This window comes from Acidovorax sp. 106, assembly GCF_003663825.1.
Taxonomy (GTDB): domain Bacteria; phylum Pseudomonadota; class Gammaproteobacteria; order Burkholderiales; family Burkholderiaceae_C; genus Acidovorax.
Map to the genome: position 1 here is coordinate 1042189 of NZ_RCCC01000001.1, position 26060 is coordinate 1068248.

Sequence of the window (26060 nt, forward strand, 5' to 3'; positions counted from 1 at the left end):
CACTCTCTGGATCAAATGCGGTGCAGCACCCGATCCGAAGACCCCCTCAGCTTGGCCAACAGCGCCCCCGCAATTTGACCCAGCGGAAGAACCTCATCAGCAGCCCCATGCGCTATGGCCTCTCTGGGCATGCCAAACACAATACAACTGGCCTCGTCCTGCACATAGTTGTAGCTGCCAGCATCCTTCATCTCTCGCATCGCAGCGGCGCCGTCGTTACCCATTCCCGTCAACATAATGCCGAAGGCGTTGCGCCCAACCACTGCTGCGGCTGATTTAAACAAGACCTCAACGGAAGGCTTGTGCCGATTGACGGCAGGTCCGTCATCAACGACTGCTACGTAGTTGGCTCCACTGCGCGCCACATGAAACTGTTTTCCGCCGGGCGCAATGTAAGCATGCCCGGGCAATATCCGTTCGCCGTTCACGGCCTCTTTCACAATGATCTGGCAAAGCCCATTAAGCCTGGCAGCAAAACTGGTGGTGAAGCCTGGCGGCATGTGTTGCGTGATCACAATCGCTGGAGAGTCCGCAGGCATCTGCACCAAAACCTCTTTGATGGCCTCAGTCCCGCCTGTGGATGCGCCGATGCAGATGAGCTTTTCAGTGGACAAACGCCCCAGCAACCCCATGGCAGACGCGGGAGCTGTAACGGCCCCACCCGCGTGCAGAGGTGCCGGAGCCTGAGCAGGCGCCTCGCGGATGACGCCACGGCGCACTTGCGCAACAGCAGCAACACGGATTTTGTCCACAATTTGCTCGGCCAGATCATTCAAACCATTGGCCAGCCCCACACGCGGCTTTGCAACAAAATCAATGGCGCCCAACTCCAGCGCCTTCATAGTCACTTCAGCGCCCCGCTCTGTCAGCGTGGAAATCATCACAACAGGCATGGGACGCAAGCGCATCAGCCGCCCCAGGAAATCGATGCCATCCATCCGGGGCATTTCAACATCCAAAGTAATCACGTCTGGATTGAGCTCCCGAATCATTTCTCGTGCGATCAGAGGGTCGTTGGCTGTTCCAATGCACTCCATATCACGCTGGCGGTTGATGATCTCGGCAAGCAGGCTACGAACCAGAGCCGAGTCATCCACAACAACCACCCGAATTTTCTTACTCATCAACTCGACCTTTTATCAAAACAAGTCCACAGAGCCACCCGCATTGCTCTTGGCGACAGTAGCAGCATTGCCCCGGACTTCTTGCGCAACATCTGGATGGGCATGGGCCAATCGCTTGACCATCGCCTTGCCCGTGACCGGGAAGAAAACCACCTTCCTAGGATAAATATCGAGAACGTCTTCAGAAACAATCGGAATTCTCTCCGTGTGTAGGTAATTCAGCACGAAATTTGTATTTCGCTCACCGACATTCATTGTCGTGAAGTTATGCATAACCTGCGCACCACCAAATATCTTGGCCTGCATGGTTTCTCGCCGGGCGCCCAGCTTCAGCATCTCATTGATCAATACTTCCATTGCATAAGAACCATATCGACCAGATGAATCAGCCATATCGCCATCAGGAAGCATAAAGTGATTCATGCCACCGATGTGTGCACGACTGTCCCACAGACAGGCCGCAATACACGATCCGAGTACAGTCATAATCACCATATTCTCATTGGCAACAAAATATTCGCCAGGCAACACCTTGACGGCATTGTGCTGAAAATGATGATCTAGGTAGAAAAAAGACGCTTCACCAGGGCGTTTAGGCCGGGCCTTCAATTCATCTAAAGAAGAATCCCTTGCCGCCCCTCCTGCTGAATAAATATCAGCACTCAGTGGTGCTATTCGCGGAGCTCTACGCCGCTCTAGGCCAGCCTGAGATGCCATTCCAGCGGCACCAGAACTGGAGGGTACACCAGAGTGAAAGTTGGTCATGGGAACGGTGGCTTTATTGTTCAACAAGGTCAACGGCGTTCATAAACCGTCTTCCCCCGCAAAGTAAAAAGATCCTTGGATTCGCTGAAATTTTCAGCGTGCCCGACAAAAAGCATCCCACCTGGTTTCAGCACACGGTGAATTTTCTCCAGAACGCGCCTTTGTGTCGGAGCATCAAAATAAATCATGACATTCCGACAAAAAACCACATCAAAGGGCTCTTTGAAAGGCCAATCGTCCCTGATCAAATTCACGCTCATGAAGTCGATCAACCGACGCAACTCCGGCTTGACGCGCACCATCCCTGAATTAGCGCCTTTTCCTTTCAGGAAAAAACGCTGCATCTTGTCTTGGCTAACCCCCTTCATGCTATCAAGACGATAAACACCATTTCCAGCAGTTGCCAAAACTTTGGAGTCAATATCGCTCGCAACCAATTTGAAAGAGGGGTTTGAACCGAGCGCTTCAAAGGCCGTCATAGCAATAGAGTAGGGTTCCTCGCCGGTAGATGCGGCATTGCACCAAACCTTCCATTGAGTTCCAGAGGGGCGGCTTTGAAGATGGGAAGCAAATATTTCGAAATGATGCTGCTCCCGAAAAAAGGCCGTGAGATTTGTCGTCAAAGCATTAACAAATTCCTGCCATTCAGGACCATCGTTGGTTTCAAGCCAACTTAAATAGTCATGAAAGCTAGCATGCCCCGTCTCTCTCAAACGGCGGGAAAGCCGGCTATAAACCATTGCGTGCTTTCCATCATGCAAGCTAATTCCCGCACGCTGGTAAATCAGTGATTGAACTCTGGCGAAATCAGCATTTGTCCATACGAACTCTCTGCCTTGTGCAAGAGGCCCCGTGGACGCAGCACCGTTACCCGCCACATCAATTCGAGCAACGGGTGCACGGGCATTTTTTAATGCGTTAGTGGCTTGGGGCATATTTCATCCAAAGGGAATATTTACCAATACAGATTTCTTGCCAATCACAAGCAAGCCAACAAAATCCCTTTCGCCTGCATCGCGCGCAGACAAGCGAATTTTAAAAATCACTCATCAACAGTAACCAACCCCATATCCACACCAGACATCAGCTTTTCAATATCCAAAAGAATCAACATTCGCTCACCAACAGAGCCCAATCCCAATATGCAACTGTTATCGATAGCACTTTCAATATCAGGCGCAGAGCGAATACTGTCTGACGTCAACTCCATGACATCACTTACAGAATCCACTACAATTCCAACCACTCTATTGCGCAAATTCAAAATAATTACAACCGTAAAGCTATTGTAATCTGCTTGCGCACAATTGAATTTTAGCCGCATATCAACAATAGGAACGATAGTTCCTCGAAGATTCACAACCCCCTTAATGAATGCGGGAGCATTGGCGATACGAGTTGGCTGCTCGTATCCTCTGATTTCTTGAACCTTCAAGATATCAATTCCGTATTCCTCTTGATCCAACCGAAAAGTCAGATACTCTCTAGCTCCAGCTGGAGCCACATCTGCAGTTTTTCCAACAACACTCATAACAGCTCCTCAAATTGCGATCAAAACCAAATTCACTGATCACAATTTATATTTAATGCCTCGCCCGGCGGACCAGGCCACCCGTATCCAAAATCAAAGCAACGGTTCCGTCGCCCAAAATAGTGGCACCGGATACGTTAGGAACCTTGCGGTAATTAGACTCTAGGTTTTTCACAACGACTTGGTGCTGCCCAAGCAATTCGTCTACAAGCAGTGCAACACGACTTCCATCGGCCTCCACCACGACCATAATGTTGCTTGATTTATTCAAATCAAATCGTGGGACCTGGAATATTTTCTCCAGTGCGATGACAGGCATATATTCATCACGCACTTTAACCAGTTGGGAGCCTTGCGCCACCGTACTCACATCGTCAGCATTGACCTGGAAAGATTCAACCACAGAGGAAAGTGGCAAGATATAAACCTCTTCTCCGACCCCAACCGACATCCCATCCATGATGGCCAGTGTCAGTGGAAGGCGCACGGAAACCTTCATGCCATAGCCTTCTGCTGAGTCGATTTCAACAGAGCCATTGAGTGCAGCGATATTCCGCTTGACTACATCCATACCGACACCGCGACCAGACACGTCCGTAACCTCTTCGGCGGTAGAGAATCCAGGGGCAAAAATCAGCTGCCACACTTCTGAATCCGTCATCTGATCAGATACATCAAGCCCGCGCTCTTGGGCTTTTTTCAGTATCTTTTCACGAGACAAGCCCCGACCATCATCACGGACATCAATCACAATCGATCCGCCCTGGTGGGATGCTGACAAAGTGATCGTTCCGTGCTCAGACTTGCCTTTCGCCAATCGATCTGCAGGCAATTCAATCCCATGGTCACAACTATTACGAACCAAGTGCGTCAAGGGATCTGTGATTTTTTCGACCAGTCCTTTGTCCAATTCAGTGGCTTCACCCAAAGTCACCAAATCCACTTTTTTACCCAGTTTGTTCGCCAAGTCTCTCAACATCCGAGGGAAACGGCTGAACACAATAGACATGGGGATCATGCGAATCGACATGACCGACTCTTGAAGATCTCGGGTGTTGCGATCCAGATCTGCCAAGCCAGCTAGCAATTGTTGGTACGCACCGGCATCCAAACCCCGGCTGTTCTGCGCCAGCATGGCTTGTGTAATCACCAGTTCACCGACCAGATTGATCAGCTGATCCACCTTGTTGACGGCCACACGAATGGTTGTTGACTCCATCTGTGCTTGCGATGGCGCCTTTTGCTCAGTCGACTTAGGCGCCACGGCCTTGGCACGAGGTGTTTCATCAGCCACAGGAACCACAGCCTGTGCAACCTCTGCGGTGGCAGCGGGAGCTCCCGGTGCATCGTTAAAAAACCCATAAGCCGCGTCTGTATCGGATGCCGCCACAGAGGCCATCTCGGCGTCAGGCAAAGCGGTAGCCGTCGCTGCACCAGGATCAACGAAACGGACTTGATCTTTGGACACATGGAAAGCAAAGAGGTCAAGCAAGTCTTCAGTGGAAGACGTTGTCTCTACCGCAAACACACGCATATCGGGAACCGCACCCGAAATATCCTGTATCGAGCCCAGCCCCGCAATGTCACGGAACAGCTCCTTGATCGCATCGGCTTGCTCCAGGCGCTCAAGCGGTCCGATATGAATCTCCAGTTGGCGAATCTGACCAGGGACATGAGGTGCTAGCGCTGGTGCTGCTGCTACCACCGGGGGGGCAGCAACGGGAGTGGGCGCAGCAGCGGGCTGCGCCAAAAGCGGTGAATCGGTCGGAGGAAGGCCTGCCGCAAGGTCACTGATGCGCTTCACCAAAGCAGTAGTGGAGACAGCTTCGCCTTGCCCACCAGCCTGATGCCGGGCCAGCAAACTGCGAGAGGCATCTGCTGACTCCAGCAGGACGTCTACCATTTGTGGAATAGGCTGAAGTTCGTGCCGACGCAGCTTGTCGAGAAGCGACTCCATCTGATGGGTCAACTCGGCCACATCGGAGAAACCAAAAGTTGCAGCGCCCCCCTTTATGGAGTGAGCGCAGCGGAAAATCCCGTTGAGTTCTTCATCATTGGCGTTGCTTAAATCCAGATCCAAAAGCATTTGCTCCATTTGGTCTAGATTCTCCCCAGCCTCTTCGAAAAAGATCTGATAGAACTGACTCAGATCAAAATCAGCGCCTGACCCAGATCCTTCTTGGTAGGTTTCTGCCATGGTTGGCTCCTATTTGATTTTTTAAACTAGGCCGCTTTAGCGGATTACCTTTTGAATCACTTCAATGAGTCGATTGGGATCAAAAGGCTTAACCAACCATCCCGTAGCACCAGCAGAGCGTCCTGCCTGCTTCATTTGGTCACTAGACTCGGTTGTCAAAATCAAAATAGGAATGGTTTTGAACTTTGGATGTTCACGAAGTTTTCTCGTGAGGCCTATACCGTCCAGCCTTGGCATATTCTGGTCTGCCAAAACCAGGTGAATGTCATGGCTTTCCGCTTTTTCCAGGGCATCTTGCCCATCCACCGCCTCCACCACGTGGTAACCCGCACCAGTCAAGGTGAAAGACACCATTTTTCGCATGGATGGTGAATCATCTACGGCAAGTATCGATTGCATGTAAGGCTCCAACTGACTTGAATATTTAGGTTAGCCAATAACGTGACGATCAGAATAGATCGACGGAACCAGCATCCATTTCGCTCTGTGTAACAGGATTTGGCCTGTCGGGCTCCATTTCGGCAAAGGGTGCTGCTTCTTCACCCTCCTCTTGCCCCATGGCTTCTGAAGCAAGGCGAAAAGCACAGCCTTGTAATACCTTGGCGGTGTGCCAAATCAACTGAGATGCCATATCCTGAAACTGCAATTCAGTCACAGCACTGCGCAAGGCATTCCTCGCAGCCTGCAGTTCAGGGGAGTCTGCAACAAAGGAGTCCGTCAAAACAGCATTGGCCTCGCCAAAGCGTTCAAGCAAGTTGTCTGTTGCATGACTGAGCAGCCCTTCCAAGCGGTGCAAGTCGTGCATGACAACCAGCAACGAGTCCTGGAGTTCAGCTGCCACCATGACAGGAACTTGAACCCCTGGCCCTCCAGGCGTTGTTAGCGTAGATTGCATCGTTTCTCCATCGCAAAAGCAGCCACAAAGCACGCGCGTGCCATCAAAGACGGCGTTTTATGGACATTTTGCTACTAGCAAGCCCAATTGCCTGAACTTATTGGACGCTGGACAACCAACCCCCTCAATCGGACAAACACCCTTGTTTGTTCCAAAATGTATCCTATGATAACGCCCCTATGGTCACGATAGCACCAGAGCAACAGCTTCAAATACTCCACCTTGAAGATTCGCTTGCTGATCAAAAACTGGTGCACCGAGTCATTCTTCGGTCTTACCCCTCTGCAGCCATCACACCTGTTGACTCTCTGGATGCGTTTGCGGCACTTGTTTCGCAGAGGTCATTCGACATCATCCTAGCGGACTACAGGCTCAACGGGTTTACGGCGCTTGATGCATGGCAACATGTTGCGCAATTGCATCACCGCCCCCCCTTCGTTCTGGTTTCAGGAGCGGTTGGCGAAGCTGCTGCGGTCGATGCCATGCACCTCGGCATCGCCGACTACCTTCTCAAAGACGACATTGGCCGACTCCCTCATGTCATGGCTCGCGCCATTGAAGTGCACCAGGCCAATAAAGAACGCGAGCTGGCCGTGGCAGAGTTGGCAGAGTCTCAAAAACGACTGGCGGCTTTAGCTGAGCACTTACAGACATCCATTGAGCAAGAGCGCGCAGCCATCGCACGCGAAATTCACGATGACATCGGCGGCGCACTGACAGCCGTTCGCTTTGACATCGCATGGATAGGTCGGCACGCCACGACCGATGCAATGAAGGAGCATGCAGCGGCGGCCACAGACATGTTGCAGCATGCTGTGGGCGCCAGCCAGCGCATCATGATGAACTTGCGCCCCCCGGTACTGGAGCAAGGGCTAGCCGCAGCGGTCAAGTGGCTGGCATCAGGTTTTGAGAGAAGAACAGACATCCCGACTCGAGTGCGCCTCAGCAAGGAAGATATCGATGTCAGTCCAGAAATCCAGCTGGTGGCATACCGCACCGCCCAAGAGGCACTGACCAATATCGGCAAACACGCGCAGCCCAGCAAAGTGAGCATCGACTTATCTGACTATGAGGGTGTCCTGACGTTGGAAATTGCAGACAACGGGTGCGGCATGGGCCCCGAAATGCAAACCAAACCCAAAGCCTTTGGACTCAAAGGGCTTCAAGAAAGGGCTCGTACTGTTGGCGGCTGGCTGGATATCAGCAGTCAGCCCACGAAAGGCACATGCATCACGCTGACAGTCCCGCTAACATCGTCACCAACAAAATACCAAGAGGGGGAAGTTTGTGGCGATTAATGTTGTTCTGTGTGATGACCATGCCGTACTGCGTCGGGGCATCCGCGACACGTTGATTGAAGCCCATGACATTCAGGTCACAGGAGAGGCAGGCAGCTACTCAGAGCTTCGAGAAGTTTTGCGCAGCGCACCCTGCGACGTTTTGCTCCTTGATCTCAACATGCCTGGCCGCAGTGGACTGGAAGTGTTGGCAAGCCTGAAAGAGACAAATTCGGATATCAAGGTACTGGTGGTGTCCATGTATCCAGAAGATCAATACGCCCTGCGCTGCCTCAAAGCAGGCGCCCAAGGATACGCCAACAAGGCGGGAGATCCTGTTGCACTGATTGCAGCGGTTCGCACCGTCATGCAGGGACGCAAGTATCTGACTGCCGAGGTGGCGCAGATGCTGGCAGAAAGTCTTTCGCAGCCTGTGCAAGAAACACCCCACGCTGCACTGTCTGAGCGCGAACTGCAAACACTCATCAAAATTGCATCAGGCCGTCGCCTGTCGGATATCGCAGAAGAACTGATGCTAAGCCCCAAGACGGTGAGCGTCTATCGCTCCAGGGTCCTTGAGAAGCTGCAACTAACCAACAATGCGGAACTGACGGTGTACGCAATACGCAACCAACTGGTCTAGCAGACGTTTGGCAGCGTGCTGCAAGCGCGCTGTATCGGTCAAAGCAGCAACCGAGAGCTATCTCTGTGCGGCAAAAATATCTACCGCCTGCTGCATGAGCGTCAAGATAGGCTGCTCGAGCATGGGTAAGGTGGCCGCAATACCTAGCATCCCGACCGTGAGTGTCACAGGGAACCCCACTGCATAAATATTCATCTGCGGCGCAACACGGGATATCACCCCCAACGCAAGATTGACGAACAGCAGCAAGGCAATCATCGGCAGCGCAATCCACAAAGCGCTCGAGAACAGCGATGACCCGAGTTCGTACAACCGCATCTGATTCAAGGCACTTAAAAAATTGCCATTGACGGGAAATCGATCAAAGCTCTTGACGACCGCCATCACGACCATCAAGTGCCCATTGACCACGATGAACAACAACATGGACACATTGCCGAAAAAGCGAGCTACCGCACTGATTTGTGCATTGCTTGCCGGGTCAAAAAATGAAGCGAAATTCAACCCCATCTGCAAACCAATGATTTCCCCCGCCAGCTCCACTGCAGAAAACACCAAACGGACAGCAAAACCAATCGACAAGCCAATCACCACCTGCTGCACGACGGCCCCAATCGCATCTCTCCCATTGATATCCACGATTGGCTGATTGACCAAAACACCCTGGGCGCAGAGGGCAACAAGAAATGCCAAGCCGATCTTTACCCGCATGGGAATCATGCGCATGGAGAAAATCGGTGCCACTGAAAATACCGCCAGCACCCTCAAAAATGGCCACAGCACTGGCGAGAGCCAAGCAACCAGTTGCGCCTCATTGAAGGTGATCACACGAAATCCAACGTCAACCGACAACGCTAGGAATGGATTCAATGGTCCGACGGATGTAATCCACCAACGTGCTGATCATCCAGGGGCCACCAATGGCGAACACGATCATGGCTGCGATCAGCTTGGGCACAAAAGCCAGCGTAGCCTCATGGATCTGCGTCACTGCCTGAAAAATGCTGACCACCAAGCCCACAGCCATGACCACGCCCAATACGGGCATCGAGATCATGAGCAACAAGGTCAGGGCATCTCGCCCCATGGTCAAAACCATCTGAGAAGTCACCGTAAGCTCCTCGGGTCAAGTCACAAAGCTGGCAGCCAATGAACCCAGGAGAAGGTTCCATCCATCGGCCAGAACAAACAGCATGAGCTTGAAAGGCAGTGCAACCAGCACTGGGGACAACATCATCATCCCCAACGACATCAAGATACTGGAAACCACCATATCGATGACCAAAAATGGGATGAAAATCATGAACCCGATCTGGAAAGCAGATTTCAACTCACTGGTCACAAACGCAGGCACCAGCACCCGCAGCGGCGCTGTTTCGGCGGTCACATCGGACCCCAAACGTGCCAAACGGGAAAACAAGGCAAAGTCTGACTGCCGCGTTTGCTTAAGCATGAATTCACGCATGGGCGCCTCTGCTTTTTGCAACGCCTGTTCAAAACCAATGGCATTAGCGGTGTAAGGCACATACGCATCCTGGTACACCCTATCCAACGTCGGCCCCATCACGAACATCGTCAAGAACAGAGAGAGTCCAATGATGACCTGGTTTGGGGGAGCTGACTGGGTGCCTAGCGCCTGCCGAAGGAGCGACAAGACAATCACGATGCGTGTAAAGCCTGTCATCAACAGCAGCACGGCAGGCAAAAAGGAAAGCGCCGTGAAAAACAGCAGCGTCTGGATGGGCACCGAATAGCTATTGCCGCCAGCGCCTGCCCCCACCAGGATCGGCAAAGTACTCCCTGCCGTCTGGGCTATGGCGGGCGACTGCACCAGTGCCAGCACCAGCCCTGTAGCAACCCCGGCCAATGCCAGCAAAGGCCGCAACCAGCGCGCCCACGCGAAACGGCTGCGCGCTGAACTACGCATCTGTTTCTTTCAATGCCGAAGCCTGGGCGATTTCCTGCGCAAAAGAGACTTGTCGCTCTGTTGTCGGGAGGGGGACCGGGGAGGCCGGAATGGTATGCAAACAACTCACATGCTGTGCCGTCACCCCTAAAACCAGCAGTGTTCTGGCGTGTTCAGGCCCAACCTCCACTGTCACCAACCGCTGCTGAGGGCCTATGGCCACTGCAGAGAGCACCCTGGACGCAGCCGCAGCACCAGAGACGCCCGAGGCACCCTTTCGTTGTTGCACCCAACGCACCAACCATGGCAAGCACGCCATGCCTGCAATGAACAGGACAACCACCGACAAGGTCTGGGTCATACCGGGACTATCCACGACTCACGCGCCGCAGACGCTCTGAGGGCGTCACCACATCGGTGAGACGGATACCGAACTTATCGTTCACGACCACCACTTCGCCTTGGGCAATCAAGTAGCCATTCACCAGCACATCCATTGGCTCACCCGCCAAAGCATCCAGTTCTACCACTGACCCCTGAGCCAATTGCAGGATGTACTTGATCGGAACTTTGGTGCGACCCAACTCCACCGACAGCTGAACAGGAATGTCCAACACCATGTTGATGTCATTGACCGTTCCATCACTGCCACCCGAGAAAGGCCGCACGGGCTCTCCAGACAGAGGCCCCCCCTGCTCCGCATCGGCAGGTTTGTCGTCACGCTTTTGTTCTTCCAGTGCTTCAGCCCAGCCAGCAAATGGATCATCTGCAGCGTCTTTGTTGTTTTCTTCAGTTGACATCTTTTTCTCCAAGCCAGCTCATGTCTGCACTGCGCAAGCACTCTTCAATGCGAATAGCGTATTTAGAATTGTGCGTTCCGTACTGGCATTCAAAAATGGGAACCCCACCAATAGACGCCTTGATGCGCGGCTCACGGTCCAGTTCAATAAAGTCACCCGGCTTCATCGCCAGCAATTGCTCCACAGTGGCATCGGCTTTGGCAAGTTCGGCCACCAGCGTCACTTCAGCGGCCTGGATCTCACGGGTCAAAACACGGACCCAGCGGCGGTCTACCTCAATGGAGTCGCCTTGGGTCGATGAATACAAAACATCACGGATAGGCTCCAACGTGGCATAGGGCATACACACATGGATCGCACCGGACAGGTCCCCAATTTCCAACTGGAACGCCGTAGACACCACGATTTCGCTCGGGGTCGCAATATTGGCAAACTGGGGCTGCATTTCTGAACGCTGATACTCCAGTTCCAGCGGGTAAATACCGTGCCATGCTTTTTTGTATTCCGCACAGATCACGTCCACCAAACGATTGATCACCCTTTGTTCCGTGGGCGAGAAATCCCGCCCCTCGATGCGGGTCTGGAATTTCCCCACCCCGCCGTACAAGGTATCGATGATGCCGAACACCAGCGAAGGCTCACACACAATCAAACCGCTGCCGCGCAACGGCCGAATGGCCACAATATTGAAGTTCGTGGGTACAGCCAGTTCGCGCAAGAACGCGCTGTAGCGCTGCACAGAGACAGTACCCACCGAAATCTCTGGGCTGCGGCGAATAAAGTTGAAGAGCCCAATACGGAAATTGCGAGCAAACCGTTCGTTGACGATTTCCATCGTCGGCATGCGGCCACGTACGATGCGCTCTTGGCTCGAGATGTCGTAGTTACGGACCGAGCCAGCCTCGGCGACTTCCTCTACCGACTTCTGGCTCTCGCCCGTGACTCCCTCAAGAAGTGCATCAACTTCTTCTTGTGACAGGAACGAATCACTCATAGATGACCCCTTTGCGCGTCACTGAATGATGAAGCTCGAAAAGAGTACCCGTTTCACTGGGTTCTTATCGGCCTTGCGCCTCGCAGCGCGCTCTTCGGGATCCTCTTCTTCACCTTCAGCAACCACCCGCTTCTTAGCAACGGGCACTGAAAATCCCAGTGGTTTGGACACTTCCCGAAGAATGTCATTGGCCAGTTTCTCCTTGCCTTCGCGCTGCAACAACTCGCCAGAGGTGCGCTGGGATATCACCATCAGAACCCCGCTGCGAATCGAAGGCAAGTACTGCTTGACCTGGTCTGCTGTTTTAGCATCAACCACCTCCAGAGTGATGCCAATCTGCGCAAAACGCTCGCCCCCAGGGTCTGCCAAATTCACCACCATGTTTTCCATAGGCAAAAAAGTCGGTGGCGTCTTGGCTGCCTCTTTAGCTGGCGCGGGCTCTTCTGCGGCCTCGTCATCCTTTGGATGGGCACGACTGGAAAGAAACCAAGCGGCAGCGCCGCCAGCGACCACCAGCAAGGCGACCACCACAATGATGATCACCAGCATCTTCTTGCTTTTGGACTTCTCCTTGGCCGGAGCGGCGGGTGCATTGGCGGACACGGGGCGGATTCCTTGCTGTGTTCAGCGGCCCAATCATGCCCAACAAGGCAATGACCAGACGCTAGATTGCATTGTCGGGCGGGTATTCAACCAATAATAGCCAGAATAAAAGCCCAAAACCATGGCTGTCCGGCACCTCACGCTATCGATGGAGCCACAGAACAAGCGTCTGCGGCTTTCTGTGGGCACACTCAAACAAATACATCCAGTGCACGACGCCCATCCACCCCGGCTGGTTTACGCTCCGTGGTGCTATCCGCCGCAACGACCCTCGCTTGACCCGTGCGTGAATCTGTCCCTTGCTGAGCCTCGCCCCCCCGCGATTGGCCATCACGCGCTGAGGTCCCCACACTGGCACCCGACAAGATCAAACCTTGACCACGCAGCATGTCACTCAACTGCGCCATGCCGTCGTCCAGCATTTGGCGTGTTTGCTCCTGGTCGCTGCGAAAAGTCACATGGGCCTCGTTACCAGACAGAGAAACTGAAACTTCCACAGGTTGGCCGTCCCTCGTCAAAGTCATTTCGGCATTCTGGGTTTTCTGATTCACCCAGTAGGTGACCTGCTCGGCCAGCGCATCCTCCGCTCCAGGGGGCACCAATCCATCCGAGCCGCCGGCAACTGCCGCACCGCCATCGGCACGGGATGCATCGGGCTCCAGAGCCTGCGCGCCCCAGCCCCCTTCACCTCCATAGCTTGTCGCACCTATATCACTGGAGTCACGCAGCCAGCTTTCAGCACCGCCACTCCCTTGTAGTTCTGCCAACACGGCTGTGCTGTCCAGCCCAGCCAGCCCCAAAGACTCTCGCCCCCCCAAACCTTCACGCACTGCAGGCACAACGCCAGACTCACGCGTGGGCGCTACAGAAGCAAGGGCTCCTGACAGCACAGTCGCAGCATCAGCAGCCCCATTGGCGGATTTACCTGGCTCTGGCACCCCCGACTTCCCGGTAAAGCTACCCGCCAATGCACTCAGGGCTTCACTGCGTTGAGCAAAACTCGTGGTGCCGCGCGCGACGAGTGTGGGGCGCCCTTGAGCCAGCAAGCCTGCTGCGGTATCGCCGTCCTTGATATCACCCAGCCCGTCCAGGGCTGCGGTTTGCGCAACCAAGCCATCACCCATGGGATCCTGAGCCCAAGCAACGCGAGAACTACCTACCAAACCATCGCCCCCTTGACCAGCCGCCCCTGGCAAACCACTGCTACTGGCACTGGGAGCAGCACGTCCCAGTGCAGAAGCCAGGAAGCCCTGCACGTTAGAGAGTGCAGCGGGGTCATACATCTGCCCGACGGTAGCAGACGAAGAATCGATGAACGCACCAATATCCGATGGCTCTGTCGCATCTTCGGCAGGCAGACCATCCTCCAGTGCAGCCATCAGGGCCATAAAGCCCCCTTGCGCCGCCGGATCCTGCGCAGCGTCGTTAGCGGGCTTGGTTGCGCCTTTGGCACGGACGGCGCCATGGGCACCTTGCGAAGACTGCTGGTTGGTAATTCGAGACTGTTCCATTTCAACTCTCCTGCCCTACAGGGCCATTGGCAGTACTGTGGTACTTGATTGCGGCTCGCTCGTCCGTTTGCTTTTGTTCGCGGCGTGCTTGCTGCAACGCCACATCACGGCGACGCGCCTCCAACACCTTTCGCAAACTGGCCAAACGCAGCTCAGTCGCCAAAAGCTGCCGAGATGCGACATCCACCCGCTGAACCTGCTCCTGCACCACCCCTGACTGAAGGCCCGCAGCATGCCCCAAGCGCCCCATGAACTGGTTGTGGTGGTACATCACCTCGGGCTTGAGGGTGGCACCTTCTTTGGCCCCCCAGCGCCCCTGGATCTCCTGTGCATAGCCCTCCAGTTGCGACAACTGGTTCAGCGCCGCTTGTTGCGCCCCTTGGGCGTTCTGTAGCGTTTGCCGCGCCTCATCGCGCTTACGCTCCGCAACGCTCACGGCCACCATCAGAGCATTCAGGGCAGACATGACATCACCCTCGGCTAACTGTCAAGCACTGCGGCCATGGCCGCAACGCTCTGGTCCATGGACGCGGCATCAAACATGTCTTGCTGCAGGCATGCGGCCATTTGGGGTTGCAACCGGATCGCTTCATCCAAAGCTGGATCTGAGCCGCTCATGTACGCCCCCACCTGCACCAAGTCACGGCTCTTCTGATAGCGCGAGTAAACCGCCCTGAAGCGTCGAGCCAAATCAAAGTGCCCCCTGGAAACCACGTTGTGCATCACGCGCGAAGCCGATTGCTCAATGTCGATGGCTGGGAAATGCCCGGACTCCGCCAACGCTCGGGACAACACAATGTGTCCGTCCAAAATCGCCCGGGCCGCATCAGCAATAGGATCCTGCTGGTCATCCCCCTCCGACAACACCGTGTAGAAAGCCGTGATCGACCCCACGCCATGCAAACCATTGCCGCTGCGCTCCACCAACTGAGGCAATTTGGCAAAGCATGAAGGGGGATACCCCTTGGTCGCCGGTGGTTCACCAATGGCCAGCGCAATTTCACGCTGGGCCATGGCATAGCGGGTCAGCGAGTCCATCAGCAGCAACACGTGCTTGCCCTTGTCACGGAAGTGCTCGGCCACAGCCGTTGCGTAAGCAGCGCCTTGCATCCGCAGCAGAGGCGGTGCATCGGCAGGAGCGGCCACCACCACTGATCTGGCACGGCCCTCCTCCCCCAGAATATCTTCGACGAACTCCTTGACCTCGCGGCCCCGCTCGCCAATCAACCCCACCACGATGACATCGGCACGGGTGTAACGGGCCATCATGCCCAACAGCACGCTTTTGCCCACACCAGAGCCTGCAAACAACCCCAGGCGCTGCCCCCGCCCTACGGTGAGCAATGCATTGATGGCGCGCACCCCTGTGTCCAACGACTCACGCACCGGATCACGGTCCATGGCATTGATCTGACGGCGGTCCATCGGCTCAGCCACCACATCTTGCACAGGCCCGCCATGGTCCAAAGGCAGCCCCTGCGCATCCACCACGCGACCCAGAAGCCCATCCCCCATGGGCAACCGAAGCACCCCGGCCCGTGGAACAGGGCGTGCCGTCTCGCCCAGGCGCGGTGTCGGCACATAGGGCGCAGCAGGCACGACGCTCGCCCCGCTGGACAAACCATGGATATCTCCAGCAGGCATCAAAAATGCCTTGTCAGATGAGAAACCCACCACCTCAGCCAACACCGGCGCATGGCCAGGCATCTGAACCATGCACTGCGAACCGACAGGTACGCGGATACCGGCAGCCTCCAGCACCAACCCCGTCAAGCGTGTGAGGGTTCCACGCGTCTCCAACGGGGTGCCTGCGGCCACGCGCTCACGTGCGTCGGTCATAAACCGCTCCCAAGACGAGGCAGGTTCAATCGGCATGCTCATCCCCCTCCAAAGAGGGCTCTTGCCAAGGCGATTGCAGTCCCAAAGTAGCCACAGCGCGATCCCAGCGCTTGGCAAGCGTCGCATCTACGACCGTACCACCAGACTCAACCTGGCAATCACCTGCTGCAATCGCTGCATCAGGCAGCCATTGCACCCCTGAGCCCCCAACCAATGACGTCAACGGTGCCTGAACCGCCTCCATGTCTGACGGGTTCATGCGCACCACAGCGGGCCGCCCTTCAGACAGCAGCATACCGACCGCCTCCTGAACAACCGGGAGCAAAACCTGCGGATTGCAAGACAACTCCTGGCGCACCACCTCTCGGGCAATATCGCAGGCCAGGGCCAAAACATCCTGGGCCATTTTTTGCTGGATACCCGCCAAAGACGCGTCCAGAGACTGCGACACAGCATGCAGGCTTTGCGCCAGCTCCTGCCCTTGCTGTGCCACATAGTCATCCATGCGGCGCTGCCATTCCAAGGCCGTTTCAGCCTGCGCCTGAGCAAAGCCTTGGGCATAGGCGTCATCACAAGCCTGTTGCACAAGGGCCAACTGCGCCGCTTCATCAATCACCGGGACTTCCGGCAACGCCTCTGGCTCAGGTTCTGGCTCCACCAAATCAGAGCCATCCACCGCGCCAAACTTCCACTGCGTGACGGCACCCACCTCTTCGCTGGGGATGAAGCGGGAGTAGTAACGCTGATTAGACGAAGGCATCATCACCACCACCGCCAATCACAATTTGACCTTCGTCCGACAGGCGGCGCACGGTCTTGAGGATTTCCTTTTGCTGCGCCTCCACCTCGGAAAGCCGCATTGGGCCACGCGACTCCAGGTCGTCGCGCAAGGCCTCTGCCGCGCGCGAAGACATGTTGGAGAGAAACTTCTCGCGCAACTCTGGAACGGCCCCTTTGAGCGCCACGATGAGCGTTTCCGAAGCAACTTCCTTGAGCACGGTCTGGATCGCCTTATCGTCGAGCTTGAGCACGTCTTCGAACACGAACATCTTGTCCATGATCTTTTGGGCCAGATCCGGGTCGTAACCACGAATGGACTCCAGCACCACCGCATCCATATTGCCACCCAGCAAGTTGATGATCTCAGCAGCGGCCTTGACCCCGCCCAGCGAGCTCTTGCGAATCTTGTCGCCACCGGCCAGCACCTTGAACAACACCTCGTTGAGGTCCTTCAAGGCCGTGGGCTGAATGCCCTCCAACGTCGCCACACGCAGCAACACTTCGCTGCGCTGGCGGTCTGTCAGTTGCATCAGCACCGCAGCCGCCTGCTCCGAATCCAAGTGCACCAAAATGGCAGCCACAATTTGCGGATGCTCATTGCGCAGCAACTCGGCCACCGAAAGTGGGTCCATCCACTTCAGGCTTTCAATGCCTGAGACATCCCCGCCCTGCAAAATCCGGTCGATCAGCAAAGAGGCCTTGTCTTCGCCCAGCGCGCGCCGCAGCACAGAGCGCACATAGTCACCCGTGTCAGACACCAGCAGGCTTTGTGCTGATGCTGCATCCGAAAAACGGTTGATCACGCTGTCCACTTTTTCGCGCGAGACCGACTTCATGCGAGCGATGGTCTCCCCCAGCTTCTGCACCTCTTTGGGTGACAGATGCTTGAAAACCTCTGCTGCCTCTTCTTCGCCAAGAGACATCAGCAAAATTGCAGCGTCGTTGAGACCTTGTTCATCCATGGAAAATCGTCCAGTCAGTCATGGGCTCAGGCACTATCGCCATGCACCCAGGTTTTCAGGATATTCGCAACGGCCACCGGATTGGCCTTGGCCAATACCCGCGCTTCCTCCAGACGCAGTTGCTCTGGGGTCACCTCCACGACTTCATCCTTCTTGGCCGGCGCAGGCAATGCGGGACGATCAGGCTCCTCAGACTCCAGCGCGTTGAGCTGTCCACCCGCCACGGGCGTGACATCCACAGGCTTAGCCGCTGAGCCCTTCAAGGCAGGCCTCACCAAGCCCAGCAAGACCAACGCGGCAAACAGCACCGCCCCCAGTGGCCAAGCAAAGGTCTTGGCCAAGTCCAACACTTCAGGCTGCTTCCACAGTGGCACAGCCGCAGTTGGGGCGTCATCCATGAGGAACGGCGTATTCATCAAGTTCACCGAATCACCACGGTCTTTATTAAAGCCGATGGTCTCGCGCACCAAACCCGTCATCTGCTCCAGTTGTTCTGGCGTCAGCGCCTTGACCGAGGGTTTACCTTTTTCTTCGGCCCCAGCTTGGTAGTTAACCACCACAGCCGCGCTCAGGCGTTTGATGGCCCAGTTATTGCCCCGAGTCACACGCACCGTCTTGTCCACCTCATAGTTGGTGGTGGACTCGCGCTTGCTGTTGGACTCTTCTGTCCCTTGCTGGCCCCCAGCTGCAGGCGCTGGATTAGCGCCATTGACTGGAGCGGTGGATGGGGCAGGAGGTTGATTAGAGACAGCACCTGGCACACCAGTGGCCGTCTTATTGGCATTGCCTTTGCTCTCAAGCACCTGCTGGCTGCGAACGGCACTGGAGTCGGGTGTTTGGTTGGGACGGAATTGCTCCGAAGTGGACTCCGTCTGGCTGAAGTCCAACTCAGCACTGACCTGTGCCTTAACGTTGTTGCGCCCCACCACGGGCTCCAAGATGTCCATGATCCGGCGTGTGTACTGTTGCTCAATCTGCTGCACGTACAACAGCTGCTGCGCATCCACCCCATTATTAGCGGCCGCATCAGGCGACTGAGACAGCAGCTTGCCCGTGTCGTCCAACACACTGACAGCAGAAGGCGCCAGCTCTGGCACGCTGGAAGCCACCAAGTGAACGATACCCGCCAGCTGAGCACGGTCCAGCATGCGGCCAGGGTGCAAACTCACCAAGACTGAAGCCGAAGGCTTTTGCTGCTCGCGGAAAAACCCATTCTGATTAGGCAAGGCCAAATGCACACGGGCACCTTGCACCGAAGAAAGCGCCTGAATGGAACGGGTCAATTCGCCCTCAAGCCCGCGCTGGAAATTCAGGCGCTCTTGAAACTGGGTCATGCCAAAGCGATTGGCTTCCATCAACTCAAACCCGGCCACCGAACCACGGGGCAGGCCCTGCGTAGCGAGGCGCAAGCGCACATCGTGCACACGCTCCGAAGGAATCAAGATCGCCCCACCGCCATCGGCATGTTTGTAGGGAACGTTCATTTGCGACAGCTGGGCGATGATGGCGCCACCGTCCTTGTCGTTCAGGTTCGCAAAAAGCACCTTGTAATCCGGCTGCCGCCCCAGCACCGTCGCAGCGACGGCTGCTGCCACCAGCAGCGCCACGCCGGCACCCAAGCGCATACGCTGACCCCGGTCCAGAGTAGACAGCCGCTGCAGCCAGTTAGGACTTGCGGGGGGAGTGACGAGGGGGACTTCAGCAACAGCAGACATCTTGCTTTCCAATATGACAGGCCCGGCAAAAGACCTAGCGTTGGAGCGATTATTCGGCGAAGACTCTTAAACGTTGGCTGGATAAGCCGCGCCTTTGTCCATCTATTCCGCAGGATCGGTCCCTGCGCCCTGGATAGGATTGCAGCATACCCCGATTCCCTACGGACACTGCCATGGACCTTCGCATCTCCAGTTCCACAGCCCCCTTGGCGGGCGCCGGCCTGGCACGCCGCGCAGTCGCCCCCCAGGCAGACAGCAACGACGTCGGCTTTTCCAGCGCGCTGAAAGGCGCACTGCAGTCGGTCAGCGCAGCACAAAACCGATCAACCGAGCTGCAAAAAGAAGTGCAGATGGAGAACCCTGCTGTCAGCCTGGAAGAAACCATGGTGGCCATCCAAAAAGCACAGGTTGGCTTCCAAGCCACGCTGCACGTTCGCAATCGCATGGTCCAGGCTTACACAGACATCATGAACATGCAGGTGTGAGCCTCCCACCAACCCATAAAAAAAAGCGCTTGCATTGCAAGCGCTTTTTTTATGGGTGATCGATCGCCAAGCCCCGGCACACGAGGCCAGGGAGTCAATGCATCATCTGCGGCTGCCCTTCAAACAGGTGCTCAAACTGGGCCAGCCAGGGCTCGGCCAAGCAGCGGATCTGGGCATCGTTGCGCAAAATGCGCTGCATGATGCGCGTTTTCTCACGGCGGTGCTCAGGCAACAACTCGTGCTCTTGCGACTTGAAGCGCAATTGCTCTATCAGCACGGCACAAGCGCCTTCATAGCGCACCACACCGTCCCAATCCTTGAGCTTGGCGGCCTCCAGCATCTTGGCGCTGCTGTCTTCAATGGCTTTGTAGTAATCAATCAACATGCTGGACATGATTTAAGCCTCCATCAGCACTGGCTTTCCAGACATGGCTGGCACAGCAACTTGCGGAGACATGGCGTTCTTTTTGATTTCGTTCCAACCCGTAGCGATGGGCTCGATCAAGCGCATGACTTCTTGCAGCATGGCGTCGTCGTTGTGCGCATTGGCAGAGATCAGCTTTCGCACACAGTAGTCATACAGCGCACCCAGGTTTTCAGCCAACGGACCGCCATCGACACGGTCCAACGCCGTGCTCAGACCTTCTTCAATGATGCGGATGGCTTTGGCAATGCTGTTGCACTTGACCTGAACATCGCCGCGCGCCAATGCCCCCCTGGCCGTGGCCACGGAACCAAGCACGCCTTCATACAACAAACTAACCAGCTGGTGCTGGTCAATGGTGTGCATGCTGGTTTCTACATTGATACGCTGGTAAGCGTTGACTGCACGAGGGTTGTGGGCGGTAAACATGCTGACAATCCTTCCGAGGTGATGATTTAGTTATCGGCCAATGCCGCGCAAACTAAAGGCCATCAACCCGAGGATTTATTCCATGTGGTGACTTGCTGGGAAATGTAGGCATTCAAGGCCGTCAGGCTGGACATCTGGGTGTCCAGCGCGTTGTAGCGTGCGGTGATCCGCTTCTCAAACGCATCCACTTTGGCTTCCACCCGCGTCACCTCGCTCGCATTGCGCTTGAGCGCCAATTGCAAGGCATTGTCTTTGGACTTGAAGAAGCCTGCATCAGAGAGCAAGTTGGTGGCCATGGCCTTGACCTTGACTGCAACACCATCAGCCGAGCCTCCACCCGTATTGCGGAACATGTTCTTAAGCTCGTCCATGTTCTCAGTCATGGCTTTTTTCAGCTTGGTGCTATCCACCGCCAAATCGCCACCCCGCTGCTGGGTAATGCCCACATCTGCCAAGCGCTGAAACACCGAAGAACCCGTCGACACCGTCTGCACCGCAGAGCGCAGCATGTTCTGCAAGGAAATGGTGGTCGAGTCGCCTTGCAACAACGCCCCCGTGCCAGCCGTCGAGTCGAACTTGGTCGCCTCGTTGATCAGCTGATTGATGGCGTTGTATGCAGAAACAAAGGCGTCGATATTGGTCGAAACTGCTGAAGTGTCTTGCGCCACCGATATATCAATCGGAGCGGTAGTGACCTGCACGGCCGTGAATGACACACCAGAGACAGTGCTCGCAAAGGTATTGGTGCCAGAGGAAACGGCAATGCCGTTTACCTTGGCTTTGGCGTCCGCCGCCGCCTGGGTCACCGTGCTGCCATTAACCAAACGCGACAGACCAGAGGCATCTGTGTTGGCAGCACTGGTGATGTCTGTATCCCCGCCCTCCATCGCACTCAAGCGAAACCCGGCAGCCTCACCCGTTGTTTTGCTGCGCAGCAGCAGGCGCTCACCGGATGCATCGGTGAGGATGCTGGCCGTCACCCCGGCATTGGCGCCATTGATCTTGCTGGCCACGTCACTAAGCTTGTCAGACGCCGAAATCTCGATATCCACAGGAACGCCAGAAGCCGGCGCGAACGAAGCCGGCGAAACACTCCACTTGCCCAACTCAAGCCGCAACGTGCCAGCCCCCAGCGCGCCACCTACGGGCAAGAGAGCAGCAGAGGCGGTGGCCTGCGCTTTGGCAAGGCTTTGCACCTCCACGCTGAAAGTGGTGGGCAATGTGCCACCCACCGCAGTAGCACTGACGTACTTACTGTCTGAGGAGGTTGTGGAAACCGCATTCCAGCCCGTCACGCTGCTGAGTTTGCTCGCGGCATCCGACAACGTGGAAACCAGCGACTTCATCTGGCCAAACGCGGAAATCTTGGCGTTGACCGTGGCCTTCTGGGTGGTGAGCGTGGTGAGCGGCGCCTTCTCCAGGTTCACCAATTTTTCGATGATGCCGGCAGAGTCCAGCCCAGTGGTGCCAACCCCAACCGATGAAATAGTAGCCATGGAAACCTCCTGAACTGCTTCTACAGAAATTATGGTGCTGATCACGCACCAAGAACGCCCGTAAACACGCCAGGAAACCCCTCAATTCGGACGCTCCTGGCTTGCACGTCCAAACGCTTTACCGCCTCCCGGCGTTCAAAGGCCAAATGGCGGCGGCAGAAAACTGCCGCCGCCATGCCAATCAAGGTGTTTCTACACCTCTTGCTGCGACTCGCTTAACGCAGCAGAGACAACACACCTTGAGGCAACTGGTTGGCCTGGGCCACCATGGCGGTACCGGCCTGTTGCAGGATCTGGGCACGCGACAGGTTGGCAGTTTCCGAAGCAAAGTCAGCATCCAGGATACGCGAACGCGAGGATGACAGGTTTTCAGAAGTCACCTGCAGGTTCGAAATCGAGGTTTCAAAGCGAGACTGCAAAGCACCGAGCTTGGCACGTTCACCGTTGATGAACGACAGGGCCGAGTCCACCGTCTTGAGCGCATCCGTGGCCTTGGCAAAGGTGGTCACATCCAGGTCAGACACCTTCTTCAAGGTAGAAGCACTGTCAGCAAACGCATCTGTCGCCGCCGCAGTAGAGGCATCCACAGAGAAGGACTTGTCAGAATCCAGCGTGATGTAGCCGCTCGATACGGAGTTATCTGCCGTTGTGTTTACGGCCAGGGTGGCTGCTGCACCCGAATTGCTGCCATCGGCTGCCAGCTTTTGCACCGTGACAGCACCAGAGTTTGCCACTGCGGTGTCAGCCACACGGATGTCATTGCCGGTAGCGTTTGTCAGCACCACTGCCGTTCCAGCAGTGTTCAACGATGCAGTCACGCCTGTCTTGGAGCTTTGGTCGTTGATGGCAGACACCGCGGCCGACAAACCATCTGCGGTACCAGCCGCGCTCAGGGTGAAAGAGATGGCCTGATCAGTGCTGTTATCCGAACGCAGATTCAGCGAGTAAGAGCCCGCAGCGCCAAATGTCAGGCTCACTTCAGTACGCGCCGTAGCCGTCACGCCGGTATCGCCCTTCACTGCATTCACATTGTCAGCAATGGTCTTGGCAGTGTCGTTAGCGGCCACATTGACCACCTTGCTGCCCACAGAGCCATTGATGGTCACTGCAGAGCTCGTCACGCCGTTGGCACCCCAAGCACCCGAGGTGGCCGCAGCGCCAGCCGCAGCAACTTGGTTGTTACCGTACACCGCAGTGCGCAGGTTGCCGGTAGCCGCTGTGATGGTCTGGTTGGCGTTAGCGCCCACTTGGAATTGCTGGGTACCAAAGCTGCCGTCCAGCAGCTTTTGGCCGTTGAACTCGGTAGTTTGCGAGATGCGATCGAGCTCAGAAACGAGCTGCGAGACTTCTTGCTGCAGCGCCTTGCGGTCACCAGCGCTATTCGAGGCGTTGGCCGATTGCACCGCCAGTTCACGCACACGCTGCAGGATGTCACCGGAAGCCTTCAGCGCGCCTTCAGCGGTTTGCGCCAAAGAGATACCGTCGTTGGCGTTACGCACTGCCTGGTTCAGGCCCTTGATCTGCGAAGTGAAGCGCTCCGAAATCGCCAAGCCAGCGGCGTCGTCCTTGGCGCTGTTGATGCGCAAGCCCGACGACAGGCGTTGGATGGAAGTGTTCAGCGAACTCTGGCTTGCGCCCAGATTGCGCTGTGCGGTCAACGATGCAACGTTGGTATTGATAGTGGCTGCCATGGCAAATCTCCTGAAAAGAACTGACTGAATATGGCGTTTCCGCCAACTGGGCGCCAGGTCTACCTGGCCACAGTGCTCACCAGCAGCTCCGGGGCTTTCGGGTGAACGGCGGGCCTCACTCTTGTGTCATGCGTCCCGTTGCTTAGGTTTTCGGGTGTTCCTGGGAAAACTTTAGGGGCAAACGCACAGATTGAGCGGTTTTTCTGTGTCTTATCGCCCTAACACAAAAACAGCCGCTGCCCACAATTCATCCATCGTTCCCAAGAAGTCCGCCGGAGGGGCAACGCTTAAACCGGCAGAAATGTTTGTCTTCAGCTCTGCAGGAGTAACGCAATGGCAGCCACTATCAATACCAACGTCGCATCGTTGACCGCACAGCGCAACCTCGGCATGAGCCAAAGTTCGCTGAACACTTCCATCCAACGCCTGTCGTCGGGCCTGCGCATCAACAGCGCCAAGGACGATGCGGCCGGGCTGGCGATTTCAGAGCGCTTTACCAGCCAGATCCGTGGGCTGAACCAGGCGGCACGCAATGCCAACGATGGTATTTCCCTGGCGCAAGTCACGGAAGGGGCCATGAAATCCGCAGGCGACATCCTGCAGCGGGTGCGCGAATTGGCGGTGCAATCGGCCAATGCCTCCAACAGCTCCGGCGACCGCAAAGCGCTGCAGCAAGAAGTCTCGCAGCTGGTGGCCGAACTCGATCGCATCTCGCAAACCACCGAGTTCAACGGACAAAAGCTCTTGGACGGCACGTTTGGAACCCAGCAATTCCAAGTGGGCGCCAACGCCAACCAGACCATCACAGCGGCCACGGCCAATCTGCGCACCACGGTGTACGGCAACAACCAAGTCCAGTCTCCAGGTGTCGCCACTGGTTCTGGCGCATGGGGTGCCAACGGTGTCACCAGCGCGGCCGTCACCATCAATGGTTCTATCGGCAGCAAAGTGGTCAACGTCGCCGCCAACCAAACCGCCAAAACGGTGGCTGACAACGTGAACTTTGTCAAAGCCGACACCGGCGTGACCGCGACCGCCCGCACAGAAGTCAAGCTGGCCTTCGGTTCAGCGGGCGCCTACTCGCTGAATCTGCGCTCTGACAATGGCACCGATCAGGCCGTTTCTTTCACATTGAGTGCCGCCAGCACAGCGGACGGTCTGTCTTCCGCCATTGCCGCCATCAACGACCAATCGTCCAAGACCGGGGTGACTGCTGCGCTGGACAACACCGGCACCGCCATCATCCTGACGAATGCCACAGGCAATGACATCCGCGTGGCCGACACCGCTGTAGTGAACTCCGGGGCCGTGACGGTACAAAAACTGGCGGCCGACGGCACCAATTCGGGCGCAGCCGCAACGCTAGCGGCAGACTCGACAGCCGACAGCACCCTGACCAGCGGCTACATCACGCTGGATTCGGAAAAGTCGTTTGCCATCGACAACTCCACCGCAGCGGCCACCGACGTGTTTGCCGACTCGGCATCCACCTTGCAAAAGGTGTCGGACCTGGACATCACCACCTTTGGCAAAGCCACCGAGGCCCTCAAAACCGTAGACTCAGCGCTGGCCTTCATCAGTGGCGAGCGAGCCAAACTGGGCGCGTTGCAAGCCCGCTTTGAAACCAGCATCTCCAGCCTGAACATCACTTCTGAAAACCTGTCCGCTTCGCGCTCGCGCATTCTGGATGCCGACTTTGCGGCAGAAACCGCCAACCTGTCGCGCGCCCAGATCCTGCAACAGGCCGGTACAGCCATGGTGGCCCAGGCCAACCAGATCCCGCAGGGCGTGCTGTCGCTGCTCAAGTAAAAAAGCGCCATTGCCTTTGGATGGCAGGTTGGTGGGCCTGCAGTCCACCCTGCCCTCACACCCCGGTGGCCGTAAAAGGTACCGGGGTTTTTTGTTGCCTGGCACCACAAGGTGCGGCAACAGCGCACACCAAAGCATCAAAAACAGTAGCTGCCAGCGCTTACTGGTATTGGCTTACAGCCAT

Annotated in this window: 28 protein-coding genes; 4 read left to right on the plus strand and 24 right to left on the minus strand. The window is 56.1% G+C overall.

Features of this window, described 5'->3' with window-relative positions:
- Nucleotides 1–11 precede the first annotated feature (11 nt).
- The 7 genes from C8C98_RS04610 to C8C98_RS04640 all read right to left on the minus strand — a co-directional run bounded on the left by C8C98_RS04610 (nucleotide 12) and on the right by C8C98_RS04640 (nucleotide 6512).
- Nucleotides 12–1124, minus strand: coding sequence for a chemotaxis response regulator protein-glutamate methylesterase (locus tag C8C98_RS04610; protein WP_121453323.1), 1113 nt, complete (start codon nucleotides 1122–1124; stop codon nucleotides 12–14).
- 15 nt (nucleotides 1125–1139) lie between these two features.
- Nucleotides 1140–1841, minus strand: a complete 702-nt coding sequence (gene cheD, locus C8C98_RS04615; RefSeq protein ID WP_099742104.1) for a chemoreceptor glutamine deamidase CheD — start codon at nucleotides 1839–1841, stop codon at nucleotides 1140–1142.
- Between the two features lie 77 nt (nucleotides 1842–1918).
- Nucleotides 1919–2824, minus strand: a complete 906-nt coding sequence (locus C8C98_RS04620) for a CheR family methyltransferase (RefSeq protein ID WP_121453324.1) — start codon at nucleotides 2822–2824, stop codon at nucleotides 1919–1921.
- Nucleotides 2825–2931: 107 nt separating this feature from the next.
- Nucleotides 2932–3420, minus strand: a complete 489-nt coding sequence (locus tag C8C98_RS04625) for a chemotaxis protein CheW (protein ID WP_121453325.1) — start codon at nucleotides 3418–3420, stop codon at nucleotides 2932–2934.
- 52 nt (nucleotides 3421–3472) lie between these two features.
- A complete protein-coding gene (locus C8C98_RS04630; protein ID WP_121453326.1) occupies nucleotides 3473–5617 on the minus strand; it encodes a chemotaxis protein CheW in 2145 nt (714 codons plus the stop codon).
- A 36-nt stretch (nucleotides 5618–5653) separates the two neighbouring features.
- Nucleotides 5654–6016: a response regulator gene (locus C8C98_RS04635; RefSeq protein WP_007853722.1), complete on the minus strand. Its 363-nt coding sequence runs from the start codon at nucleotides 6014–6016 to the stop codon at nucleotides 5654–5656.
- A 49-nt stretch (nucleotides 6017–6065) separates the two neighbouring features.
- The gene (locus C8C98_RS04640; protein ID WP_121453327.1) at nucleotides 6066–6512 is read right to left on the minus strand and encodes a hypothetical protein; all 447 of its coding nucleotides are present in this window, start codon (nucleotides 6510–6512) and stop codon (nucleotides 6066–6068) included.
- Nucleotides 6513–6691: 179 nt separating this feature from the next.
- Between C8C98_RS04640 and C8C98_RS04645 the strand changes: the two genes are divergently transcribed.
- Nucleotides 6692–7810 carry an ATP-binding protein gene (locus C8C98_RS04645; RefSeq protein WP_121453328.1) on the plus strand — a complete coding sequence of 373 codons (1119 nt, stop codon included), beginning with the start codon at nucleotides 6692–6694 and terminating at the stop codon, nucleotides 7808–7810.
- Nucleotides 7800–8432 (plus strand): response regulator, encoded by a 633-nt coding sequence (locus C8C98_RS04650; protein WP_370450325.1) that lies wholly within the window; start codon nucleotides 7800–7802, stop codon nucleotides 8430–8432. Before C8C98_RS04645 ends, C8C98_RS04650 begins: the two co-directional genes overlap by 11 nt.
- A 57-nt stretch (nucleotides 8433–8489) precedes the next feature.
- Here the strand turns inward: C8C98_RS04650 and fliR are convergent, their stop codons facing one another.
- The 13 genes from fliR to fliF form a co-directional block, all read right to left on the minus strand.
- On the minus strand, nucleotides 8490–9260 hold the full coding sequence (gene fliR / locus C8C98_RS04655; protein ID WP_121456025.1) for a flagellar biosynthetic protein FliR: 771 nt from the start codon (nucleotides 9258–9260) through the stop codon (nucleotides 8490–8492).
- 13 nt (nucleotides 9261–9273) lie between these two features.
- Entirely contained in the window at nucleotides 9274–9543 is a 270-nt protein-coding gene (gene fliQ, locus C8C98_RS04660) for a flagellar biosynthesis protein FliQ (RefSeq protein ID WP_099656748.1), read from the minus strand.
- 15 nt (nucleotides 9544–9558) lie between these two features.
- Nucleotides 9559–10359, minus strand: coding sequence for a flagellar type III secretion system pore protein FliP (fliP, locus tag C8C98_RS04665; protein WP_370450326.1), 801 nt, complete (start codon nucleotides 10357–10359; stop codon nucleotides 9559–9561).
- Complete coding sequence (locus tag C8C98_RS04670) at nucleotides 10352–10699, minus strand: flagellar biosynthetic protein FliO (protein ID WP_121453329.1); 348 nt, start codon at nucleotides 10697–10699, stop codon at nucleotides 10352–10354. The genes fliP and C8C98_RS04670 overlap by 8 nt, the downstream gene beginning before the upstream one ends.
- 7 nt (nucleotides 10700–10706) lie before the next feature.
- Nucleotides 10707–11138 (minus strand): flagellar motor switch protein FliN, encoded by a 432-nt coding sequence (gene fliN, locus C8C98_RS04675; RefSeq protein WP_099656751.1) that lies wholly within the window; start codon nucleotides 11136–11138, stop codon nucleotides 10707–10709.
- The gene (gene fliM / locus C8C98_RS04680; protein ID WP_099656752.1) at nucleotides 11128–12132 is read right to left on the minus strand and encodes a flagellar motor switch protein FliM; all 1005 of its coding nucleotides are present in this window, start codon (nucleotides 12130–12132) and stop codon (nucleotides 11128–11130) included. The genes fliN and fliM overlap by 11 nt, the downstream gene beginning before the upstream one ends.
- 18 nt (nucleotides 12133–12150) lie before the next feature.
- On the minus strand, nucleotides 12151–12735 hold the full coding sequence (gene fliL / locus C8C98_RS04685; RefSeq protein ID WP_233574453.1) for a flagellar basal body-associated protein FliL: 585 nt from the start codon (nucleotides 12733–12735) through the stop codon (nucleotides 12151–12153).
- 191 nt (nucleotides 12736–12926) lie between these two features.
- Nucleotides 12927–14123 carry a flagellar hook-length control protein FliK gene (locus C8C98_RS04690; protein WP_233574454.1) on the minus strand — a complete coding sequence of 399 codons (1197 nt, stop codon included), beginning with the start codon at nucleotides 14121–14123 and terminating at the stop codon, nucleotides 12927–12929.
- A 124-nt stretch (nucleotides 14124–14247) separates the two neighbouring features.
- The gene (locus tag C8C98_RS04695; protein WP_121453330.1) at nucleotides 14248–14712 is read right to left on the minus strand and encodes a flagellar export protein FliJ; all 465 of its coding nucleotides are present in this window, start codon (nucleotides 14710–14712) and stop codon (nucleotides 14248–14250) included.
- A gap of 14 nt (nucleotides 14713–14726) precedes the next feature.
- Complete coding sequence (gene fliI, locus C8C98_RS04700) at nucleotides 14727–16085, minus strand: flagellar protein export ATPase FliI (protein ID WP_233195030.1); 1359 nt, start codon at nucleotides 16083–16085, stop codon at nucleotides 14727–14729.
- A gap of 25 nt (nucleotides 16086–16110) precedes the next feature.
- Nucleotides 16111–16848, minus strand: a complete 738-nt coding sequence (locus C8C98_RS04705) for a flagellar assembly protein FliH (RefSeq protein WP_099743589.1) — start codon at nucleotides 16846–16848, stop codon at nucleotides 16111–16113.
- On the minus strand, nucleotides 16832–17827 hold the full coding sequence (fliG, locus tag C8C98_RS04710; RefSeq protein WP_121453331.1) for a flagellar motor switch protein FliG: 996 nt from the start codon (nucleotides 17825–17827) through the stop codon (nucleotides 16832–16834). The genes C8C98_RS04705 and fliG overlap by 17 nt, the downstream gene beginning before the upstream one ends.
- A 26-nt stretch (nucleotides 17828–17853) precedes the next feature.
- A complete protein-coding gene (gene fliF / locus C8C98_RS04715; RefSeq protein WP_121456029.1) occupies nucleotides 17854–19542 on the minus strand; it encodes a flagellar basal-body MS-ring/collar protein FliF in 1689 nt (562 codons plus the stop codon).
- A 173-nt stretch (nucleotides 19543–19715) separates the two neighbouring features.
- Between fliF and fliE the strand changes: the two genes are divergently transcribed.
- Nucleotides 19716–20027 (plus strand): flagellar hook-basal body complex protein FliE, encoded by a 312-nt coding sequence (fliE, locus tag C8C98_RS04720; protein ID WP_099742110.1) that lies wholly within the window; start codon nucleotides 19716–19718, stop codon nucleotides 20025–20027.
- 94 nt (nucleotides 20028–20121) lie between these two features.
- On the opposite strand, the gene C8C98_RS04725 is transcribed toward fliE, so the two are convergent.
- The 4 genes from C8C98_RS04725 to C8C98_RS04740 all read right to left on the minus strand — a co-directional run bounded on the left by C8C98_RS04725 (nucleotide 20122) and on the right by C8C98_RS04740 (nucleotide 24067).
- On the minus strand, nucleotides 20122–20421 hold the full coding sequence (locus tag C8C98_RS04725) for a flagellar protein FliT (RefSeq protein ID WP_099656757.1): 300 nt from the start codon (nucleotides 20419–20421) through the stop codon (nucleotides 20122–20124).
- Nucleotides 20422–20424: 3 nt separating this feature from the next.
- Nucleotides 20425–20880: a flagellar export chaperone FliS gene (fliS, locus tag C8C98_RS04730; protein ID WP_121453332.1), complete on the minus strand. Its 456-nt coding sequence runs from the start codon at nucleotides 20878–20880 to the stop codon at nucleotides 20425–20427.
- Nucleotides 20881–20942: 62 nt separating this feature from the next.
- The gene (gene fliD, locus C8C98_RS04735) at nucleotides 20943–22376 is read right to left on the minus strand and encodes a flagellar filament capping protein FliD (protein WP_121453333.1); all 1434 of its coding nucleotides are present in this window, start codon (nucleotides 22374–22376) and stop codon (nucleotides 20943–20945) included.
- 215 nt (nucleotides 22377–22591) lie between these two features.
- Nucleotides 22592–24067, minus strand: a complete 1476-nt coding sequence (locus C8C98_RS04740; protein WP_121453334.1) for a flagellin — start codon at nucleotides 24065–24067, stop codon at nucleotides 22592–22594.
- Between the two features lie 333 nt (nucleotides 24068–24400).
- On the opposite strand from C8C98_RS04740, the gene C8C98_RS04745 reads away from it, so the two are divergent.
- A complete protein-coding gene (locus tag C8C98_RS04745) occupies nucleotides 24401–25876 on the plus strand; it encodes a flagellin (protein WP_121453335.1) in 1476 nt (491 codons plus the stop codon).
- Nucleotides 25877–26060 lie beyond the last annotated feature (184 nt).

Excerpts from the sequence above, each read along its gene's own strand:
- C8C98_RS04610 (WP_121453323.1), bottom strand. The coding sequence starts at position 1,124 with ATGAGTAAGAAAATTCGGGTGGTTGTTGTGGATGACTCGGCTCTGGTT.
- cheD (WP_099742104.1), bottom strand. The coding sequence starts at position 1,841 with ATGGCATCTCAGGCTGGCCTAGAGCGGCGTAGAGCTCCGCGAATAGCA.
- C8C98_RS04620 (WP_121453324.1), bottom strand. The coding sequence starts at position 2,824 with ATGCCCCAAGCCACTAACGCATTAAAAAATGCCCGTGCACCCGTTGCT.
- C8C98_RS04625 (WP_121453325.1), bottom strand. The coding sequence starts at position 3,420 with ATGAGTGTTGTTGGAAAAACTGCAGATGTGGCTCCAGCTGGAGCTAGA.
- C8C98_RS04630 (WP_121453326.1), bottom strand. The coding sequence starts at position 5,617 with ATGGCAGAAACCTACCAAGAAGGATCTGGGTCAGGCGCTGATTTTGAT.
- C8C98_RS04635 (WP_007853722.1), bottom strand. The coding sequence starts at position 6,016 with ATGCAATCGATACTTGCCGTAGATGATTCACCATCCATGCGAAAAATG.
- C8C98_RS04640 (WP_121453327.1), bottom strand. The coding sequence starts at position 6,512 with ATGCAATCTACGCTAACAACGCCTGGAGGGCCAGGGGTTCAAGTTCCT.
- C8C98_RS04645 (WP_121453328.1), top strand. The coding sequence starts at position 6,692 with ATGGTCACGATAGCACCAGAGCAACAGCTTCAAATACTCCACCTTGAA.
- fliP (WP_370450326.1), bottom strand. The coding sequence starts at position 10,359 with ATGCGTAGTTCAGCGCGCAGCCGTTTCGCGTGGGCGCGCTGGTTGCGG.
- C8C98_RS04670 (WP_121453329.1), bottom strand. The coding sequence starts at position 10,699 with ATGACCCAGACCTTGTCGGTGGTTGTCCTGTTCATTGCAGGCATGGCG.
- fliN (WP_099656751.1), bottom strand. The coding sequence starts at position 11,138 with ATGTCAACTGAAGAAAACAACAAAGACGCTGCAGATGATCCATTTGCT.
- fliM (WP_099656752.1), bottom strand. The coding sequence starts at position 12,132 with ATGAGTGATTCGTTCCTGTCACAAGAAGAAGTTGATGCACTTCTTGAG.
- C8C98_RS04690 (WP_233574454.1), bottom strand. The coding sequence starts at position 14,123 with ATGGCCCTGATGGCTGCACTGGAGGATGGTCTGCCTGCCGAAGATGCG.
- C8C98_RS04695 (WP_121453330.1), bottom strand. The coding sequence starts at position 14,712 with ATGTCTGCCCTGAATGCTCTGATGGTGGCCGTGAGCGTTGCGGAGCGT.
- fliI (WP_233195030.1), bottom strand. The coding sequence starts at position 16,085 with ATGACCGACGCACGTGAGCGCGTGGCCGCAGGCACCCCGTTGGAGACG.
- C8C98_RS04705 (WP_099743589.1), bottom strand. The coding sequence starts at position 16,848 with ATGATGCCTTCGTCTAATCAGCGTTACTACTCCCGCTTCATCCCCAGC.
- fliG (WP_121453331.1), bottom strand. The coding sequence starts at position 17,827 with ATGGATGAACAAGGTCTCAACGACGCTGCAATTTTGCTGATGTCTCTT.
- fliF (WP_121456029.1), bottom strand. The coding sequence starts at position 19,542 with ATGTCTGCTGTTGCTGAAGTCCCCCTCGTCACTCCCCCCGCAAGTCCT.
- fliE (WP_099742110.1), top strand. The coding sequence starts at position 19,716 with ATGGACCTTCGCATCTCCAGTTCCACAGCCCCCTTGGCGGGCGCCGGC.
- C8C98_RS04725 (WP_099656757.1), bottom strand. The coding sequence starts at position 20,421 with ATGTCCAGCATGTTGATTGATTACTACAAAGCCATTGAAGACAGCAGC.
- fliS (WP_121453332.1), bottom strand. The coding sequence starts at position 20,880 with ATGTTTACCGCCCACAACCCTCGTGCAGTCAACGCTTACCAGCGTATC.
- fliD (WP_121453333.1), bottom strand. The coding sequence starts at position 22,376 with ATGGCTACTATTTCATCGGTTGGGGTTGGCACCACTGGGCTGGACTCT.
- C8C98_RS04740 (WP_121453334.1), bottom strand. The coding sequence starts at position 24,067 with ATGGCAGCCACTATCAATACCAACGTTGCATCGTTGACCGCACAGCGC.
- C8C98_RS04745 (WP_121453335.1), top strand. The coding sequence starts at position 24,401 with ATGGCAGCCACTATCAATACCAACGTCGCATCGTTGACCGCACAGCGC.